A 16469-nucleotide genomic window follows, 5' to 3' on the forward strand; every position below is an offset into this window, starting at 1 on the left:
GGTGAATCTTTACACAACCTTTACACTGCTTTGCGTTACTTTGCATTGAGTTAGGTATAGTTAACTCACTGGCTTAGCAGCCACAATCGCTCAACCAACCAATTCAATATTAAGGTAATGATTATGACTAAATTAAACACACTTTCAAAATTAGTACTTATCTGTGGCTTAGCAACAGCAACGCTTGGTGCTGGTAGCGTATTAGCTAAAGGCGACGGACATAAACAAGGCCATTCTCAAGCTCGCTTTTTACTTTCTGAGCGCGGCGTTGAAAAATTAAGCTTAACAGATGAGCAGCAAACTAAGCTAAAAGCTATTTTTGAAGCGCAAAAAACACAGATGAAAGCGTTGCGTGGCGACGATAAAGAAGCCCGTAAAGCGATGCGTGAAGCGCATAAAGCTAAAATGGATGCGTTACTTTCGGCGGCAACATTTGACGAAAATGCAGCAAAAGAGCTATTAAATGAACGCCGCGAAAAAGGTGATCAATTTGGTTTAATTAAACTAAAAACGCAGCACCAAGTAATGCAAGTTCTTAACGCTGAGCAAAAAGAGAAATTTGCTAAAATGCAAAAGCGTATGAATAAAAAGCACAGTAAACAAAAAAGTTAATTATACTTTTTGTAAATACTAAAAAACCAGCTTAATGCTGGTTTTCGTATTTAGGGCATAATGAAGATAAATTACTTAAAAAAGTCATCTTCATTTTTAGCCAGCATAGCTTCAATATCTTCAATCATGTCTTGGCTAAACTCTTCAGCCGAGGTGATTGGTGCAGAAATTCTGTTATTTTCAAACGACCATTCACCTAAATCAATTAGCTGACAGCGTTTTGAGCAAAAAGGACGAAATGGGCTTTGCTCTGACCATTCAACTTTAGTTTTACAGGTTGGGCAGTTTACAATAGTAGGCATAATTTACTCTTTACAATCTTTTTCTGCATTTTACATTACTTAGATATGAGTCTCTAGGTATAAGTAAGGCTCTGAATTTAGTGTTCAGAACCTTGTAACTTTTACTATGGACTTTTAAAAATTAGTCACGCGGTTAATTTCACCAAGGGATGTAAGACCATCGGCTGCTTTGCGTAAACCTGATAAACGTAAATTATTAAATCCGGCTTTAAGTGAAACGTCAGCTATTTCAAGCGAGTTACCACCGCGCATAATAATTTGGGCAATTTCAGGGGTAATTTGCATTACTTCGTAAATACCCACTCGGCCTTTATAACCATCGGTACAGCTATCACACCCTTTAGGCGTATATAACGTCATTTCTTCAATTTGCTTGGCGCTAAATCCTTGGCGAGCCAGTTCTTCACTCGGAAGTTGTTCTGGCGTTTTACATTTAGGGCATAAACGACGAGCTAGACGTTGGGCTATTATTAAGCTGATCGAACTTGCTACGTTATAAGCGGGCACACCCATATTTAATAAACGGGTGATTGTTTCCGGTGCTGAGTTTGTATGCAAAGTAGATAAAACTAAGTGACCTGTTTGCGCCGCTTTTATTGATATTTCTGCGGTTTCTAGGTCACGTATTTCACCTACCATAACTACATCAGGATCTTGACGTAAAAAAGCACGCAGTGCATTGGCAAAAGTCATATCGGCTTTAATATTAATTTGTACTTGGTTTACACCTTCAAGGTTAATCTCAACCGGATCTTCCGCAGTACTAATATTACGCTCTGGCTGGTTTAATATATTTAAACCTGTGTATAGTGATACTGTTTTACCAGAACCCGTTGGCCCTGTTACTAGTATCATCCCTTGAGGCTGGGCAAGTGCATCCATATAGAGCTTTTTCTGCTCAGGCTCGTAACCTAATACATCAATGCCTAACATAGCGCTTGATGAATCAAGGATACGCATTACTATTTTTTCGCCCCACAAGGTAGGCATAGTACTTACACGAAAGTCGATACTTTTGCGTTCAGTGATTTTTAGTTTTATACGACCATCTTGTGGTTTACGTTTTTCGGCAATATCGAGTCGCGACATTACTTTAATACGCGCAGAAAGCTTGGTGGCTAATGTATTGGGTGGGCTTGCAACTTCATGCAAAATGCCATCAATACGAAAGCGAATACGGTACTTGTGCTCATACGGTTCAAAGTGTAAATCAGAGGCGCCTTTTTTAATGGCATCCATTAAAATTTTGTTGATGTATACGATGATAGGCGCGTCGTCTTTATCATCATCTTGTGGTGCTGTATCTCTTTGACTTTCTGAGTCTAAATCAGCAAATTCCTGAAACTCGTCATCAGTTAAATTTAGGCTGCCAGTAGCATCTAGTAATTGCTCGATTTTGGTATCGAGTTGAATATAATCAACAACAACAATTTCGCATGAAAGACCGGTACTAAACTCAAAGTTTTCGAATGCGCCGTAATCTGTTGGGTCTGATGCTGCTATATAAACTTTTCGATCTTTTTGAACAAGCGGCAAAATATGATGTTTACGTATAAGTTTTTCTTTTACGAGATCGGCCGGGATTCTTGTAGGATCAAAGTCTTTTAAATCAAAATAAGGTACGCGAAACAGATCAATACATTGTTCAGCTAAATCTTTACTATCGATTTTTCCACATTTAGAAATAAGCTCAGCTGTTGAGGCAAATTCATTTTGTTTGTTTTTAACCGTGTCGGCATCAATGCGGCCAAGGGTTATAAATTTTCTCAATAACGGTGAGTTAATATTCATTGCGCACCTGTTTTATTCCTTCAATAGTAAGCAATTTATCAGAAAAAAGAAGGTGATTACATCACCTTTCATTCTTTGTTGTGATTTTACTAACTAAAATACGAGTTTGTGTGAGTTAGGACAGTGTTAATGTGAGTTAGTTTTGTTGTGTAATGCATATTGTAGGTACTTTTTATGAAGATCAACAAGTTCTATATGCACTAGGTTTAAACTACGGTCGTTATTTAAAATATCATCCGCTTTTTGCTGCTTATCGGCACGTGACATTTGCGAGGCAATAATACTTTTAACTTGCTCACTACTTGTGTTGTCACGTTTTACTGTACGCGCTATTTGTACAGAGGTTGGTACGTCAATAAGTAGGGTGTGGTCGCAATATTTATCAAGGTTGTTTTCAAACAATAAAGGCGCTACTAAAACAACATAAGGGCTAGTTGCATTATTTAAATCGTTTAGTATTTTTATCCGTATAAGAGGGTGCAGTAACGCATTAAGCCATTCTTTGTCATTGTTGCTAGTAAATATTTTTGCGCGCAATTCTGCTCTATTTAATGTGCCATCAGGCAATAAAATATCCTCACCAAAGTGTGCTGTAATCGCTTTTAGCCCTTTGCTATTTGGGAGTACTACTTCGCGCGCAATTATATCGGCATCAACTATTGTAATACCAAGTTCTTCAAACATATTGCTTACGGCTGTTTTACCACAGCCAATACCGCCTGTTAAACCTAATACCCAGCTATTAACTTTAGTAATTTGTTCACTCATTTTAATAACCTATTAAATTAAAATAAGCGCCTTGAATTTGGTTGCCCCAAAGCATTGCAATCCAGCCAGCTATCGCTAAATAAGGCCCAAAAGGGATAGGCGTTGCTTTGTCTTTACCTTGTATGCTCAACAGCGCAATACCTATAATGGCACCCACTACGCTCGAAAGCAGAATAATTGTAAGTAATGACTGCCAGCCAAGTAATGCCCCAAATACAGCAAGCAATTTAAAATCGCCATAGCCCATACCTTCTTTACCAGTTAATAACTTAAATAGCCAAAACACACTCCATAAGCTTAAATAACCGCAAGCAGCACCAATAATGGCATCAGTAGGCGTAATTGTGTAACCCATTACAGAGGCAATAAGTGCAAGCCATACTAGCGGAAGTGTAAGTTGATCTGGCAGCAGCATATGATCAATATCAATAAAGGTCAGTGCAACTAAAATCCACGTTACAAAAATATATAAAAGGGCTTGCTCGGTCGCACCAAAGCTATAGGCAACAATTAAACTTAATAGGGCAGTAATTAGCTCTACAGCAGGGTATCGAGCCGAAATAGGATTACTGCAACTTGCGCATTTACCTTTAAGTGCTAACCAACTAATAATAGGAATATTCTGCCAAGGTTTAATGGCAGTTTTACATTTAGGGCAGGTAGAATTGGGTTTTACTAAGTTAAAAGGCTCATTGTTATTGGCTTGTTTAGATTTATTAGCTGTAAGATCATCATCTAGCAATATACGGCATTCGCTTTGCCACTCACGTTGCATCATCAATGGTAAGCGATAAATAACCACATTTAAAAAACTACCGATACATAAACTAATTAAGCCAACGGTGGTTAAATAAAACCACAGTTGGCTTTGCATTACTTCAATAATACTTTGCATTTGTTTACCTAAAAACTGTTCTAAAAATTAAGTGAAATTATTATCACAAAGAGAAGTGAAAGAGAGTAAGTGAGAAGACATTAATAGCTATACCTTAGCAAAAAAGTGAGGCTCTCTTTTATTTCTTGTAAATTGTTATTTTTGATAATTAAACAACAGAACCAAGTTGGAAAATAGGTAAATACATCGCGATAATTAAGCCACCAACAAGTACACCTAGTACGGCCATAATAAGTGGCTCAAGTAGGCTTGAAAGGCCGTCTACTGCATCATCAACTTCTTGTTCATAAATAGTCGCTACCTTAGCAAGCATGCCATCTAATGAGCCAGATTCTTCACCAATCGCGACCATTTGTATTACCATATCAGGGAATATTTTTGAGTTACGCATTGCCCAGTTCATCTGATTACCAGAGCTAACCTCGAGTTTTATGTCTAAAATAGCGTAACGATAAACGGCATTGCCGGAAGCCCCTGCAGCAGAGTCAAGTGCATCAACCAGCGGCACACCAGCGGCAAAAGTGGTCGAAAGCGTTCGTGCATAGCGAGCAACTGCTGCTTTATTTAGTATCATACCGACAACAGGCATTTTCAATATTAATCTATCAGTTGCATCTCTGAGCTTTAAGCTTCTTAATTTAGCTTCTTTAAATGCATAACCAAAGGCAACAATAGTGATTAGTATCATCCACCAATATGCTTGCATAAATTCAGATATACCAATTACAAATAAAGTAAATGCAGGTAGTTCAGCACCAAAACCATTAAAAATATCCTGGAATTGTGGTACCACAAAAATAAGTAATATAGAAGTCACAATAAGTGCGACCACTAGAACTGCTACAGGGTAAAACATTGCTTTTTTTATTTTAGATTTTAATGCTTCAGATTTTTCCTTATAAATTGCGACACGGTCAAAAATTCTATCAAGTGCACCAGACTGCTCGCCTGATGCAACCAAATCACAATATAAATCATCAAAATAACGTGGATGTTTTCTAAGTGCTGTAGATAATGGTTGGCCCGCTTTTACTTCGTCAGCAATAGTCTCCATTAATTTGGAGACACTTTTATTGGAAGACCCGGAGCCTATCATTTCAATTGCTTGTATAAGAGGTACACCTGCCATTAGCATAGTTGCTATTTGCCGAGTTACTAAAGCAATATCTTTAGGGGTGATTTTTTGTACGCTTTGAATACCAAAAAGAGGCTTTGCCTTACGCTTTACTTTAGAAGGTGTTATGCCTTGCTTACGAAGCTGAGCTTTAACAAGTGCTATGCTATTTCCTGTTAACTCTCCTTCTAGTTTCTTACCACGAGCACTTACACCGACCCATTGAAAAATATCCAAGCCCTTGCTTTCTTGCTTTTTTGCCACAATATAAAGCCTCAAAAATAGTTTGATTTTTCTTTTGACTACAGGTTTTTTGTTACTTTAGGGTTTCAAGACAGTTACTGGTATTAGTAGGTTAAGAAGTAGCCTTAGGTTTCGAGTGTATCAGAAAGAGGGGCAAAACCCCTCTTTCTACTAATACTATTAAGGAGTTGTTGTTCCTGTACAGCCTTTAGGTGCGATACTTTCGTCACCAGTTGCAAGGTCATTTGTACAAGTCCACTTGAATGCATTATTTGTAAGGTCAGGGGTAAATGTAAACTTTTTACCTTGTAGTTTTGATGAAACGTCAGTGGTGTTCATAGTTACCACAATAACACCAGTAGCAGCTGTAACTGCTGAACTTGAATAAGTTCCTGTTACTGATAATTCTGTATGTTTTGGAGCAGTAGTAGCTGCTGGGTAGCTCCCATTAGATTGGTAAAACTCTGCGATTGCTGTTTTTGAACCTGCTGCTAAAGATACAGCTTCAGCTGCTTGTGCTCTAGCTGTGTAATTTTGATATTGTGGTAACGCTACTGCAGCAAGAATACCGATGATTGCTACTACAATCATTAATTCAATTAGGGTGAAACCCTGTTGTTTTTGAGTCATTGTTTTCATGTTTCCTCTCCTAAAGGATAGATTTTTGTAACTTAAATCACTTAAGTGGCAAAATGCCTCACTTAATTTAACTGATTTACTTTACAGTTTTACTTAAAATTAATTTTATTACACTTTAGCTTTAGAGTATGAAACACAAAAGCCGTATGTGAATTCATTATGTTTAGTACTAGCTATAAAAGTTTACTAAGAGCACTACATGTTGTAGCAACAAATAGTATAGGCATAAAGTAAGTAGTTTAGTTGCTTTAGTTTTTAATTATGTCTTTAAAAACTAAAGGTACTAGTTATTTATGACTACCTTTTAAAATAAAATAGTACAACAGAATTAGTCTACCATTTTATTTTAGTATTTAGCACGTATCTTCTTATAAAAAAGCGATTTTATTTAACAAAATGTTACAAAGTAAGCCTTTCGGGTTATTTAATGCTTTTTTACTTAACTTGTCAATCGATTAGCGGTATTAATTGGCAGTTGTTGCTTTAAAATTGTTCAAAACGCATCGATAAATCGATTGATTGTAAGTTTTTTGTTAACGCTCCGCTTGATATAAAATCGACGCCGGCTTGTGAATAAGTTTTGAGCGTTTCTAGAGTCATGTTGCCTGAAACCTCTAATTTTGCACGCTTGTTGGTCAAAATTACGGCTTGTTTAATTTGTTCTACGCTAAAGTTGTCGAGCATTATTATGTCGGCACCAGCCTCAATCGCTTGCTTAAGTTCTGAGAGTGATTCTACTTCGACTTCGACAGGTTTGTTTGGGTGGTTTTGTTTAGCTTGAGCTACTGCTTTGTTTATTGTGCCACAAGCTGCTATATGATTTTCTTTAATTAAAAAAGCGTCAAATAATCCAATTCGATGGTTTGCACCCCCGCCACATTTTACTGCGTATTTTTGAAGAGCGCGCAGACCAGGTATGGTTTTGCGTGTATCGAGTAGTTGCGTTGTTGTACCACTTAATTCTTTTACATAATGTGCTGTAGTAGTGGCTGTACCCGATAACGTTTGCACAAAGTTAAGTGCTGTACGCTCGGCAGTTAATATTGAACGAGCCGAGCCAATAGCGGTAAATAATGTGCTGTTTGCTTTAACTGCGTCGCCATCATTTATAAGTACATTAACTTTAACGCTTGGGTCTACCTGTTTGAATACTTCTAGGATGATGTCTTTTCCGCAAAAAATACAGTCTTCGCGGGTAATTACTTTTGCGTTGGCTTGCTCGCTCTGAGGGATAAGCTGCGCGGTAATATCGCCTTCTTGAGCTGTTTGATAATTTAGATCTTCGTCGAGTGCAAGAGTGACAAGTTGGCTAACTAAAGAGTGCGGGATAGACATAATAAAAGCTCATAAGCGTTAATAAATTAAGCAAATTTTACTATGTTTATAAAAGAAAGAGAAGCGATTGCCTTTTCGCTAATATAAAGATAAGCGCTTGAAGTAAATTCGTACCTACGTATGGGTTTGAATTATCTGTAGGTAGGGTTTTATAGCTCGCTTTTAATTTCAAAAGTTATGTTACATGAGCGGATGTAAATTAGCACCTACGTATGGGTTTGAATTATTTGTAGGTGAGGTTTTATACCTCGCTTGTTACTATCATTTTTTTAATAAATCCATTAGCATCAGCGATATGTATATCTTGATATTTATATAATAAACGTATCATGAAAATAAATTTAGACGGTGTTTTAAGTACGGTGGCGCAGCGGCCTTGTTCGCATTTTGATGAGCGCCCTGATGAGGCTGATATTTCTTTATTGGTGATTCACAATATATCATTGCCAGCAGGGCAGTTTGGTACACCTTTTGTTGATGAGTTATTTATGGGGTGCATTGATTGCAATGCTCATCCGAGTTTTAGTGACTTAAAGAATTTACGTGTATCGGCCCATTGCTTTGTAAAGCGCACCGGTGAGGTTATACAATACGTGCCTTTTGAAAAGCGCGCTTGGCATGCAGGGCAATCCGAGTTTGAGGGGGTACCTGCTTGTAATAACTTTAGCGTTGGCATTGAGCTTGAAGGTACCGACACTGCTCCATATTCTTTAGCACAGTACAAAACATTAACTATTATTAGTAAATCTATAATGCAACGCTATCCAAAAATTACCCCTTCGCGTATTGTTGGGCATTGCGATATTGCCCCTGGGCGTAAAACCGATCCTGGCAGTAGCTTTAATTGGCCATTGTTTTTTAATATGCTTGAACAACTAAGTTAAGAGAGTTATTCCCATGATTTTAGTTTCTATAATAATTGCATTAATACTAGAGCGCTTAGGAGCTCGGTCTAATTACTGGCAGATAAGTTATTACGCAAATGGTTATTTAAATCGCTCTAATAAATTACTTGGTGATAAGGGCTTATTTAGCTCAGCACCGGGCTTTTTAATTTGGCTTTTACTTCCAGTGATTGCGATGGCACTAATTTATTGTTTATCTGATTTTGTTTTGTGGCAGTTGGGCATTAATATCGCGGTGCTTTTGGTTTGCTTTGGTTGTGCTAAGCAGCGTGCTTTATATAAGTCGTATTTAAATGCGTTAACGCGAGATGACGGTACTGCTGCATCTTTATATGCGTTGCAAATAGGTCAAAAGCGTACAGAAGACGAAGAAAGTGGCGAAACCTTTGGGCAAACATTGGCGTGGGTAAACTTTAGATTTTACTGTGCGGTTATTTTTTGGTTCGTTGTTTTAGGCGCGCCAGGTGCGGTTTTATATGCACTGGTACGTACTTTAGCTGATTTAGTACGAGAAGATCATAAAGTAATATTTGCTAAGCGTTTTAAACTTATACATAAACTATTGTTTTGGCTCGACTGGTTACCTGCACGTATTACCAGCTTTGGTTATTTAGTAATAGGTAACTTTAATAAAGGCACAAGCTGTTGGCTACGTTACGTACTTAACTTTAAATCTCCAAACCGAGAAGTAGTAACATGTACTGCACTTGCTGCAGAGCAAGTTGAAAAGCGTTATTACGGCTGTACCTACGAAGCCACTTGTATGATTAAGCTTGTTAAGCGCAATGTATTATTTTACTTAGTACTTATAGCACTACTTACATTATTTGGTGGACTATCGTAGTCGCGATTTTACATCGCGCATTGTGTTTTACGTTTAGGCAATTACTTGCCAAATATCGCGGGGTAAACCCGCTGCTACGATATTGCGTAGTCGCGATTTTATATCGCGCATTGTGTTTTTGGTTGGGAGATTAGTTGCCAAATGTCGCGGGGTAAACCCGCTGCTACGATATTTGCGTAGTCGCGATTTTACATCGCGCATTGTGTTTTTCGGTTGGGAGGTTAGTTGCCAAATGTCGCGGGGTAAACCCGCTGCTACGATTGCGTAGTCGCGATTTTACATCGCGCATTTTGTTTTGCGTTTAGGCAATTACTTGCACAATAATCGCGGGGTAAACCCGCTGCTACGATATCGCGCATTGTGTTTTTGGTTGGAGATTAGTTGCCTAATGTCGCGGGATAAACCCGCTGCTACGATATTTGCGTAGTCGCGATTTTACATCGCGCATTTTGTTTTTCGGTTGGGAGATTAGTTGCCAAATGTCGCGGGGTAAACCCGCTGCTACGAGTTTAGATAAATACTATCCCAATATGGGTAGTCTGCAATATTTTCTATTAAATTTGCACGCAAAGGGTTTGCGACTATGTATCTAGCACAGCTATTTAAGTCTTCGGTATTTCTTATTAAGTGATCATAAAACCCTTTTTGCCAAAGCTTTTGTCTGCCAAATTGTCTATACACCGTGGCTGAGCGTCCTTTGAAGCTTCTAATTACCTCACTTAATGTTGCGCTATCGGATAATTGTAATAACCAATGAATATGGTTTGGCATTATCACGAAAGTATTTGATTTAATCAGTTGCTCTCTTTCTAATCCCCTCATTTCATTGATAATAGCTCTATTAATTATTAAGCTTGTGAATAGGTTGTTTCGCTCATGACAAACCAGTGTAATAGCATAATATTGGTTTGCTTTTGATACTCTTCCCTTTCGTAATAAATATGAACGATGCATAACATACCCGTATTTTAGCAATCACAGACCCACGAATTTAAAGCATATGCAATTTTTATAAATTTGCGTAGTCGCGATTTTACATCGCGCATTGTGTTTTACGTTTAGGTAATTACTTGCACAATAGTCGCGGGGTAAACCCGCTGCTACGATATTGCGTGATCGAAATTTTATAGCGCGTATTATGTTTTATATTTAGTGGACTGATCGTGTGTAAATTGCAGCTATTTCTTTGGTACTTTTATCCTGTTATTAATTTCTTTAATAAATTCAACTAGAGTTAACACTCTATTTTTCTGGTCAGACCAATTGTTTTCATACTATTAACGTTATAACAATTTTTGTAAATTGCGCATTGTTTAATCTTCGTTCAAAATGCGTTACGCTACTTTAATTGCTCAAGTTACCTGTAAATTGACAGCTAATAAGGTTTTTGATACCGTATTGAAAATTTTTGGTATGACCAATTTACCTTTTGGGTAAATCATACTACTCAAAGCCCCGCTTTATGGGCTCTTGGTATTTATACAACGCGGACGTTGATTCATGTCTTTAAAGATCAAAGCAGCAAAGTTATCTGATGTTATTTTACAGCAACTCGAGAACATGATTCTTGAAGGCTCGTTAGCACCAGGTGAAAAGTTGCCACCAGAGCGTGAACTAGCAAAGCAATTTGAAGTGTCTCGCCCGTCACTGCGTGAGGCAATTCAAAAATTAGAAGCGAAAGGTTTAGTTACGCGTCGCCAAGGTGGCGGCACGTTTGTAAAAAATCAGCTCGAAGAAGGGCTTACTGATCCACTTTTTGATTTGATTAGTAAACACCCTGAGTCGCAGTTTGATTTACTTGAATTTCGTCATGCATTAGAAGGGATTGCTGCTTACTACGCGGCACTGCGCGGGACCAGCAACGATTTTAGCAAAGTGAAAGAAAGCTTTGATAAAATTGCCCTAGTTAATGATGATTTACAGCAAAAAGCAAAAGCAATTAATGCATTTCACTTTAGCGTGGCAGAAGCTTCGCATAATGTGGTGTTACTGCATTTAGTAAGAGGCATGAAAGCGCTGCTTGAGCAAAATGTATTGCAAAATTTAACTGTTTTATTAAAAAAGTCAGATATTAGCAGTCAATTAGCCCAACACAGGCGTTTATTAATGGATGCCGTTATTGACGGTAATCCAGAACAAGCCCGTTTAGCAAGTAATGCGCACTTAGCATTTATCGAAGAAGCACTACTTGAAGCAGGCAAAGAACATTCGCGAATTGAACGTAGTTTAAGACGCACTAAACAAAATTAAGTTAGTACATAACTACTTTGAACACACAAATTAAGTAGCTGTGATATTAAATTAACAATATTCGTATTTTAAACATAAGGAAACCTCCATATGTCTGAAGTCAATAAAATTGACGTAGACGCGCTAGAAACACAAGAGTGGTTACAAGCTCTTGAATCAGTTGTGCGCGAAGAAGGTGTTGAACGAGCTCAGTTTTTACTTGAGCAAGTATTAGAGCAAGCCCGTTTAGACGGCGTTGATATGCCAACGGGTATTACCACGAACTACGTTAATACTATTCCTGTAGATCAAGAACCTGCTTACCCGGGTGATGTAAATCTTGAGCGCCGTATTCGTTCAATTATACGTTGGAACGCGATTATGATCGTTCTACGTGCATCTAAAAAAGATCTCGACTTAGGCGGCCATATGGCGTCTTACCAATCATCTGCTGCATTTTATGAAGTGTGTTTTAACCACTTTTTTAAAGCACCAAATGATGTAGACGGTGGTGACTTAGTTTATTACCAAGGTCATATTTCTCCTGGTATTTATGCACGTGCATTTGTTGAAGGTCGTTTATCGGCTGCACAACTAGATAACTTCCGCCAAGAAGTTGATGGCGAAGGCTTACCATCGTACCCACACCCTAAGTTAATGCCTGAATTTTGGCAGTTCCCTACGGTATCAATGGGCTTAGGTCCTATTTCGTCTATTTACCAAGCGCGCTTCTTAAAATACTTAGATGGTCGTGGCTTAAAAGATACTAAAAACCAACGTGTATACGCGTTTTTAGGTGACGGTGAAATGGATGAGCCAGAATCACGCGGTGCAATCTCTTTTGCTGCACGTGAAAAACTAGATAACCTTTGTTACTTAGTTAACTGTAACTTACAGCGTTTAGACGGCCCAGTTATGGGTAACGGTAAAATTATTCAAGAACTAGAAGGCTTGTTTAAAGGCGCTGGCTGGAACGTAATTAAACTAGTGTGGGGCAGCGGTTGGGATATTCTTCTAGCTAAAGACACAACGGGTAAATTACTACAGTTAATGAACGAAACTGTTGATGGCGATTACCAAACATATAAAGCTAAAGATGGCGCGTATGTACGCGAAAACTTCTTTGGTCGTTACCCAGAAACAGCTGCACTTGTTGCTGACATGACAGATGACGAAATTTTCGCGCTTAAGCGTGGTGGTCATGAGTCATCAAAATTATTTGCTGCATTTAAAAAAGCAGAAGACACTAAAGGCCGTCCAACTGTAATTCTTGCTAAAACTGTAAAAGGTTACGGCATGGGTGAAGCAGCTGAAGGTAAAAACATTGCGCACCAAGTGAAAAAAATGGACATGTCGCATGTTGCGCATTTACGTTCACGCCTTGGTCTTGATGATTTAGTATCTGAAGAGGAACTTGCAGAACTACCTTATTTAGAGCTTGAAGAAGGTTCACCTGAGTATAAATATCTACATGCTCGTCGTGATGAACTTAAAGGTTATACACCTAAGCGTATTCCACGTTTTAGTGAAAAACTTACGTTGCCAGAAGTAGACGCGTTTAAGCCGCTACTTGAAGAGCAAAAGCGTGATATTTCAACCACTATGGGTTTTGTTCGTGCACTTAATATCTTATTAAAAGATAAAGGCATTGGTAAAAACATCGTACCAATTATTGCCGATGAAGCGCGTACATTTGGTATGGAAGGTTTATTCCGTCAAATCGGTATTTATAACCCGCATGGCCAAAACTATACGCCACAGGATCGTGATATTGTTTCTTATTATAAAGAAACTGTATCAGGGCAAGTGCTTCAAGAAGGTATTAATGAGTTAGGTGCAATGTCATCATGGGTTGCTGCTGCAACTTCATACAGCACTAACGATTTACCAATGATCCCGTTCTACATTTACTACTCTATGTTTGGTTTCCAACGCGTTGGTGACATGGCATGGATGGCGGGCGATCAACAAGCACGTGGTTTCTTATTAGGTGCTACTGCGGGTCGTACAACGCTAAATGGTGAAGGCTTGCAACACGAAGATGGTCACAGTCATATTCTTGCTAATACGGTTCCTAACTGTATTTCATATGACCCAACTTACGCGTTTGAAGTAGCTGTTATTGTACAAGACGGTATTCGTCGTATGTACGGTGATGACCAAGAAAATATTTACTACTACCTAACGCTTATGAACGAAAACTACCATCAGCCAGCTATGCCAGAAGGCGCTGAAGAAGGTATTCGTAAGGGTATTTACAAGCTTGAAAGTTACGAAGGTAAAAAAGCCAACGTACAGCTATTAAGCTCAGGTACTATTATGACTGAAGTACGTAAAGCCGCTACGATTCTAAGCGAAGAGTATGGCATTGCGTCTGACGTGTTCTCTGTTACGTCATTCAATGAATTAACGCGTGAAGGTCAAGATGTTGAACGTTTCAATATGCTTAACCCTGAAGGCGAGCAAAAAACAGCATTCATCACAAGCGTATTAAACGACTCTGTGACTGTTGCAGCAACGGATTACATGAAAAACTACGCAGAACAAGCGCGTTCATTCATTCCAAGCAGCAACTACAAAGTGTTAGGTACAGATGGTTACGGTCGTTCTGATAGCCGCGAAAACCTACGTCGTCACTTTGAAGTTAACGCGGGCTACGTTGTTGTTGCTACGTTATCTGAACTTGCTAAACGCGGTGAAGTTGAGAAGTCAGTAGTTGTTGAAGCACTTAAAAAGTTCAACATCGACACTAACAAACTTAACCCACTGTACGCATAAGAGGTTTGCAATGAGTATTGAAATTAAAGTACCAGATATTGGTGACGATGAAGTAGAAGTAACCGAAATATTAGTAAGCGTTGGCGACAAAGTAGATGTGGACCAATCATTATTAAATGTTGAAGGCGACAAAGCATCAATGGAAATACCTGCTTCGCAAGCGGGTACAGTGAAAGAGATTAAAGTAAACGTTGGCGACACCGTTACAACTGGCTCTTTAGTATTTTTGTTTGAAGGCGAGAGTGAAAGCACTGGTGAAGAAAAAGCATCAGCCGCTGCTCCAGCTAAATCTGAAGAGGCAGCGCCTGCTGCTTCTACAGGTTCTTCAACTAAAGAAGTAACCGTACCAGACATTGGCGATGATGAAGTTGAAGTAACTGAAATCATGGTTGCTGTTGGTGATACCGTTTCAGAAGAGCAATCTATCTTAAACGTGGAAGGCGACAAGGCAGCAATGGAAGTTCCAGCTCCATTTGCCGGTATAGTTAAAGAAATTAAAGTCGCCGCTGGCGATACAGTTAAAACAGGCTCATTAGTGTTTGTTTTTGAAGTAGCAGGAAGTGAATCTGCAGCACCGGCTAAAGAGTCGGCTCCTGTAGAAGCGCCAGCAGCTAGCTCAACAGCAAACGCAGCACCAAGTACTAAAGAAGTTAATGTACCTGATATTGGTGGCGATGAAGTTGAAGTAACTGAAATTATGGTTGCAGTTGGCGATACGGTTGAAGAAGATCAATCAATCTTAAACGTTGAAGGCGACAAAGCTGCAATGGAAGTACCAGCTCCATTTGCAGGTACAGTTAAAGAAATTAAAGTAGCCGCTGGCGATAAAGTATCGACTGGCTCATTAATTTTTGTATTTGAAGTTGCAGGCAGCGCGCCAGTAGCAGCACCTGCACCAGCTGAAAAATCAGCACCTGCAGCTGCGGCTAAAACTGAGTCGGCACCGGCTCAAGCAGCACCTGCAAAAGCAAGTAATGAAAGCTTCACAGAAAACAGCGCGTATGCTCATGCATCACCTGTTGTTCGCCGTTTAGCGCGTGAGTTTGGTATTAACCTAGCTAATGTTAAAGGCACTGGTCGCAAAGCCCGTATAGTTAAAGAAGACGTGCAAAACTACGTTAAAAACTTAGTTAAGCAAGTTGAGTCTGGTCAATTGTCAGCAGGTAGTAGCGCTGGTGGTAGCGAGCTTGGTCTTATTCCATGGCCTAAAGTTGATTTTGCTAAGTTTGGCGAAATTGAAGAGCAAAAGCTGTCTCGTATTCAAAAGCTATCAGGCAAAAACTTACACCGTAACTGGGTGCAAATCCCACATGTTACACAGTTTGACGAAGCTGATATCACAAGCCTTGAAGTATTCCGTAAAGAGCAAAATGTGCTTAGCGAGAAGAAAAAGCTGGGTGTTAAAATTACGCCGCTTGTGTTTGTAATGAAAGCAGCTGCAAAAGCACTTGCTGAATTTCCAAAATTCAACTCATCGCTTTCTGCAGACGGCGAAAGCTTAATCCTTAAAAAGTACATTAACATTGGTGTTGCAGTTGATACGCCAAACGGTTTAGTTGTACCAGTGTTTAAAGATGTTGATAAAAAAGGCATTATTGAACTATCACGCGAATTAATGGAAGTATCTGTTAAAGCACGTGACGGGAAGCTTACATCGTCTGATATGCAAGGTGGTTGTTTTACTATTTCTAGCCTTGGCGGTATTGGCGGTACGGCATTTACGCCGATTGTTAATGCGCCAGAAGTGGCTATTTTAGGTGTGTCTAAATCTGAAATGAAACCTAAATGGAATGGCAAAGAGTTTGAACCAAAACTAATGGTTCCGCTGTCTATGTCATACGACCATAGGGTTATTGACGGAGCCTTAGCTGCACGCTTTACTGTGACTCTTGCAAGTTACATGAGCGATATTCGCCAATTGGTGATGTAATCGCTGGACAATGAATAGAATCAAATCCCAGCCAGTTGTTTTTAGCTGGGATTTTTACCATTTGCAATGATACAATCTTTGCAC

General features: G+C 39.0%; 14 protein-coding genes. 6 read left to right on the forward strand and 8 right to left on the reverse strand.

Translation table 11 applies throughout. The features are described 5' to 3' along the window. The first annotated feature begins 123 nt into the window (after positions 1-123). The gene (locus I6E85_RS03975) at positions 124-612 is read left to right on the forward strand and encodes a Spy/CpxP family protein refolding chaperone (protein ID WP_197111597.1); all 489 of its coding nucleotides are present in this window, start codon (positions 124-126) and stop codon (positions 610-612) included. A gap of 71 nt (positions 613-683) precedes the next feature. Here I6E85_RS03975 and yacG read toward each other — a convergent pair whose 3' ends face one another. The 7 genes from yacG to nadC form a co-directional block, all read right to left on the reverse strand. Continuing rightward, a complete protein-coding gene (gene yacG, locus I6E85_RS03980) occupies positions 684-914 on the reverse strand; it encodes a DNA gyrase inhibitor YacG (protein ID WP_007586146.1) in 231 nt (76 codons plus the stop codon). A 114-nt stretch (positions 915-1028) separates the two neighbouring features. Further along, positions 1029-2705, reverse strand: coding sequence for a type IV-A pilus assembly ATPase PilB (gene pilB / locus I6E85_RS03985; protein ID WP_024608869.1), 1677 nt, complete (start codon positions 2703-2705; stop codon positions 1029-1031). Positions 2706-2831: 126 nt separating this feature from the next. Then, positions 2832-3473: a dephospho-CoA kinase gene (coaE, locus tag I6E85_RS03990; RefSeq protein ID WP_197236616.1), complete on the reverse strand. Its 642-nt coding sequence runs from the start codon at positions 3471-3473 to the stop codon at positions 2832-2834. A 1-nt stretch (position 3474) separates the two neighbouring features. Continuing rightward, complete coding sequence (locus I6E85_RS03995; protein ID WP_197236617.1) at positions 3475-4368, reverse strand: A24 family peptidase; 894 nt, start codon at positions 4366-4368, stop codon at positions 3475-3477. A 148-nt stretch (positions 4369-4516) separates the two neighbouring features. After that, the gene (locus I6E85_RS04000) at positions 4517-5746 is read right to left on the reverse strand and encodes a type II secretion system F family protein (RefSeq protein ID WP_197236618.1); all 1230 of its coding nucleotides are present in this window, start codon (positions 5744-5746) and stop codon (positions 4517-4519) included. Between the two features lie 159 nt (positions 5747-5905). Continuing rightward, positions 5906-6364 carry a pilin gene (locus I6E85_RS21140; protein ID WP_197236619.1) on the reverse strand — a complete coding sequence of 153 codons (459 nt, stop codon included), beginning with the start codon at positions 6362-6364 and terminating at the stop codon, positions 5906-5908. 483 nt (positions 6365-6847) lie between these two features. Continuing rightward, complete coding sequence (nadC, locus tag I6E85_RS04010) at positions 6848-7699, reverse strand: carboxylating nicotinate-nucleotide diphosphorylase (protein ID WP_197236620.1); 852 nt, start codon at positions 7697-7699, stop codon at positions 6848-6850. A 329-nt stretch (positions 7700-8028) separates the two neighbouring features. Here nadC and ampD point away from each other — a divergent pair, with 329 nt between their 5' ends. Further along, on the forward strand, positions 8029-8583 hold the full coding sequence (ampD, locus tag I6E85_RS04015) for a 1,6-anhydro-N-acetylmuramyl-L-alanine amidase AmpD (RefSeq protein ID WP_197236621.1): 555 nt from the start codon (positions 8029-8031) through the stop codon (positions 8581-8583). A 13-nt stretch (positions 8584-8596) separates the two neighbouring features. Beyond that, complete coding sequence (gene ampE, locus I6E85_RS04020; RefSeq protein WP_197236622.1) at positions 8597-9448, forward strand: beta-lactamase regulator AmpE; 852 nt, start codon at positions 8597-8599, stop codon at positions 9446-9448. A 501-nt stretch (positions 9449-9949) separates the two neighbouring features. Here ampE and I6E85_RS04025 read toward each other — a convergent pair. Continuing rightward, on the reverse strand, positions 9950-10402 hold the full coding sequence (locus I6E85_RS04025) for a transposase (RefSeq protein ID WP_197236623.1): 453 nt from the start codon (positions 10400-10402) through the stop codon (positions 9950-9952). A gap of 546 nt (positions 10403-10948) precedes the next feature. Between I6E85_RS04025 and pdhR the strand changes: the two genes are divergently transcribed. The 3 genes from pdhR to aceF all read left to right on the forward strand — a co-directional run bounded on the left by pdhR (position 10949) and on the right by aceF (position 16385). Continuing rightward, positions 10949-11698: a pyruvate dehydrogenase complex transcriptional repressor PdhR gene (gene pdhR / locus I6E85_RS04030; protein ID WP_007586129.1), complete on the forward strand. Its 750-nt coding sequence runs from the start codon at positions 10949-10951 to the stop codon at positions 11696-11698. Between the two features lie 90 nt (positions 11699-11788). Continuing rightward, the gene (aceE, locus tag I6E85_RS04035) at positions 11789-14455 is read left to right on the forward strand and encodes a pyruvate dehydrogenase (acetyl-transferring), homodimeric type (protein WP_197236624.1); all 2667 of its coding nucleotides are present in this window, start codon (positions 11789-11791) and stop codon (positions 14453-14455) included. Positions 14456-14465: 10 nt separating this feature from the next. Next, the gene (aceF, locus tag I6E85_RS04040; RefSeq protein WP_169044333.1) at positions 14466-16385 is read left to right on the forward strand and encodes a pyruvate dehydrogenase complex dihydrolipoyllysine-residue acetyltransferase; all 1920 of its coding nucleotides are present in this window, start codon (positions 14466-14468) and stop codon (positions 16383-16385) included. Positions 16386-16469 lie beyond the last annotated feature (84 nt).

It is taken from the genome of Pseudoalteromonas sp. NZS71 (genome assembly GCF_015864715.1).
Lineage (GTDB): Bacteria > Pseudomonadota > Gammaproteobacteria > Enterobacterales > Alteromonadaceae > Pseudoalteromonas > Pseudoalteromonas arctica.

Coding starts and splice junctions, on each gene's coding strand:
- aceE (WP_197236624.1), top strand. CDS start 11,789: ATGTCTGAAGTCAATAAAATTGACGTAGACGCGCTAGAAACACAAGAG.
- I6E85_RS03995 (WP_197236617.1), bottom strand. CDS start 4,368: ATGCAAAGTATTATTGAAGTAATGCAAAGCCAACTGTGGTTTTATTTA.
- I6E85_RS21140 (WP_197236619.1), bottom strand. CDS start 6,364: ATGAAAACAATGACTCAAAAACAACAGGGTTTCACCCTAATTGAATTA.
- aceF (WP_169044333.1), top strand. CDS start 14,466: ATGAGTATTGAAATTAAAGTACCAGATATTGGTGACGATGAAGTAGAA.
- nadC (WP_197236620.1), bottom strand. CDS start 7,699: ATGTCTATCCCGCACTCTTTAGTTAGCCAACTTGTCACTCTTGCACTC.
- pdhR (WP_007586129.1), top strand. CDS start 10,949: ATGTCTTTAAAGATCAAAGCAGCAAAGTTATCTGATGTTATTTTACAG.
- coaE (WP_197236616.1), bottom strand. CDS start 3,473: ATGAGTGAACAAATTACTAAAGTTAATAGCTGGGTATTAGGTTTAACA.
- I6E85_RS04025 (WP_197236623.1), bottom strand. CDS start 10,402: ATGCATCGTTCATATTTATTACGAAAGGGAAGAGTATCAAAAGCAAAC.
- I6E85_RS03975 (WP_197111597.1), top strand. CDS start 124: ATGACTAAATTAAACACACTTTCAAAATTAGTACTTATCTGTGGCTTA.
- yacG (WP_007586146.1), bottom strand. CDS start 914: ATGCCTACTATTGTAAACTGCCCAACCTGTAAAACTAAAGTTGAATGG.
- pilB (WP_024608869.1), bottom strand. CDS start 2,705: ATGAATATTAACTCACCGTTATTGAGAAAATTTATAACCCTTGGCCGC.
- ampE (WP_197236622.1), top strand. CDS start 8,597: ATGATTTTAGTTTCTATAATAATTGCATTAATACTAGAGCGCTTAGGA.
- ampD (WP_197236621.1), top strand. CDS start 8,029: ATGAAAATAAATTTAGACGGTGTTTTAAGTACGGTGGCGCAGCGGCCT.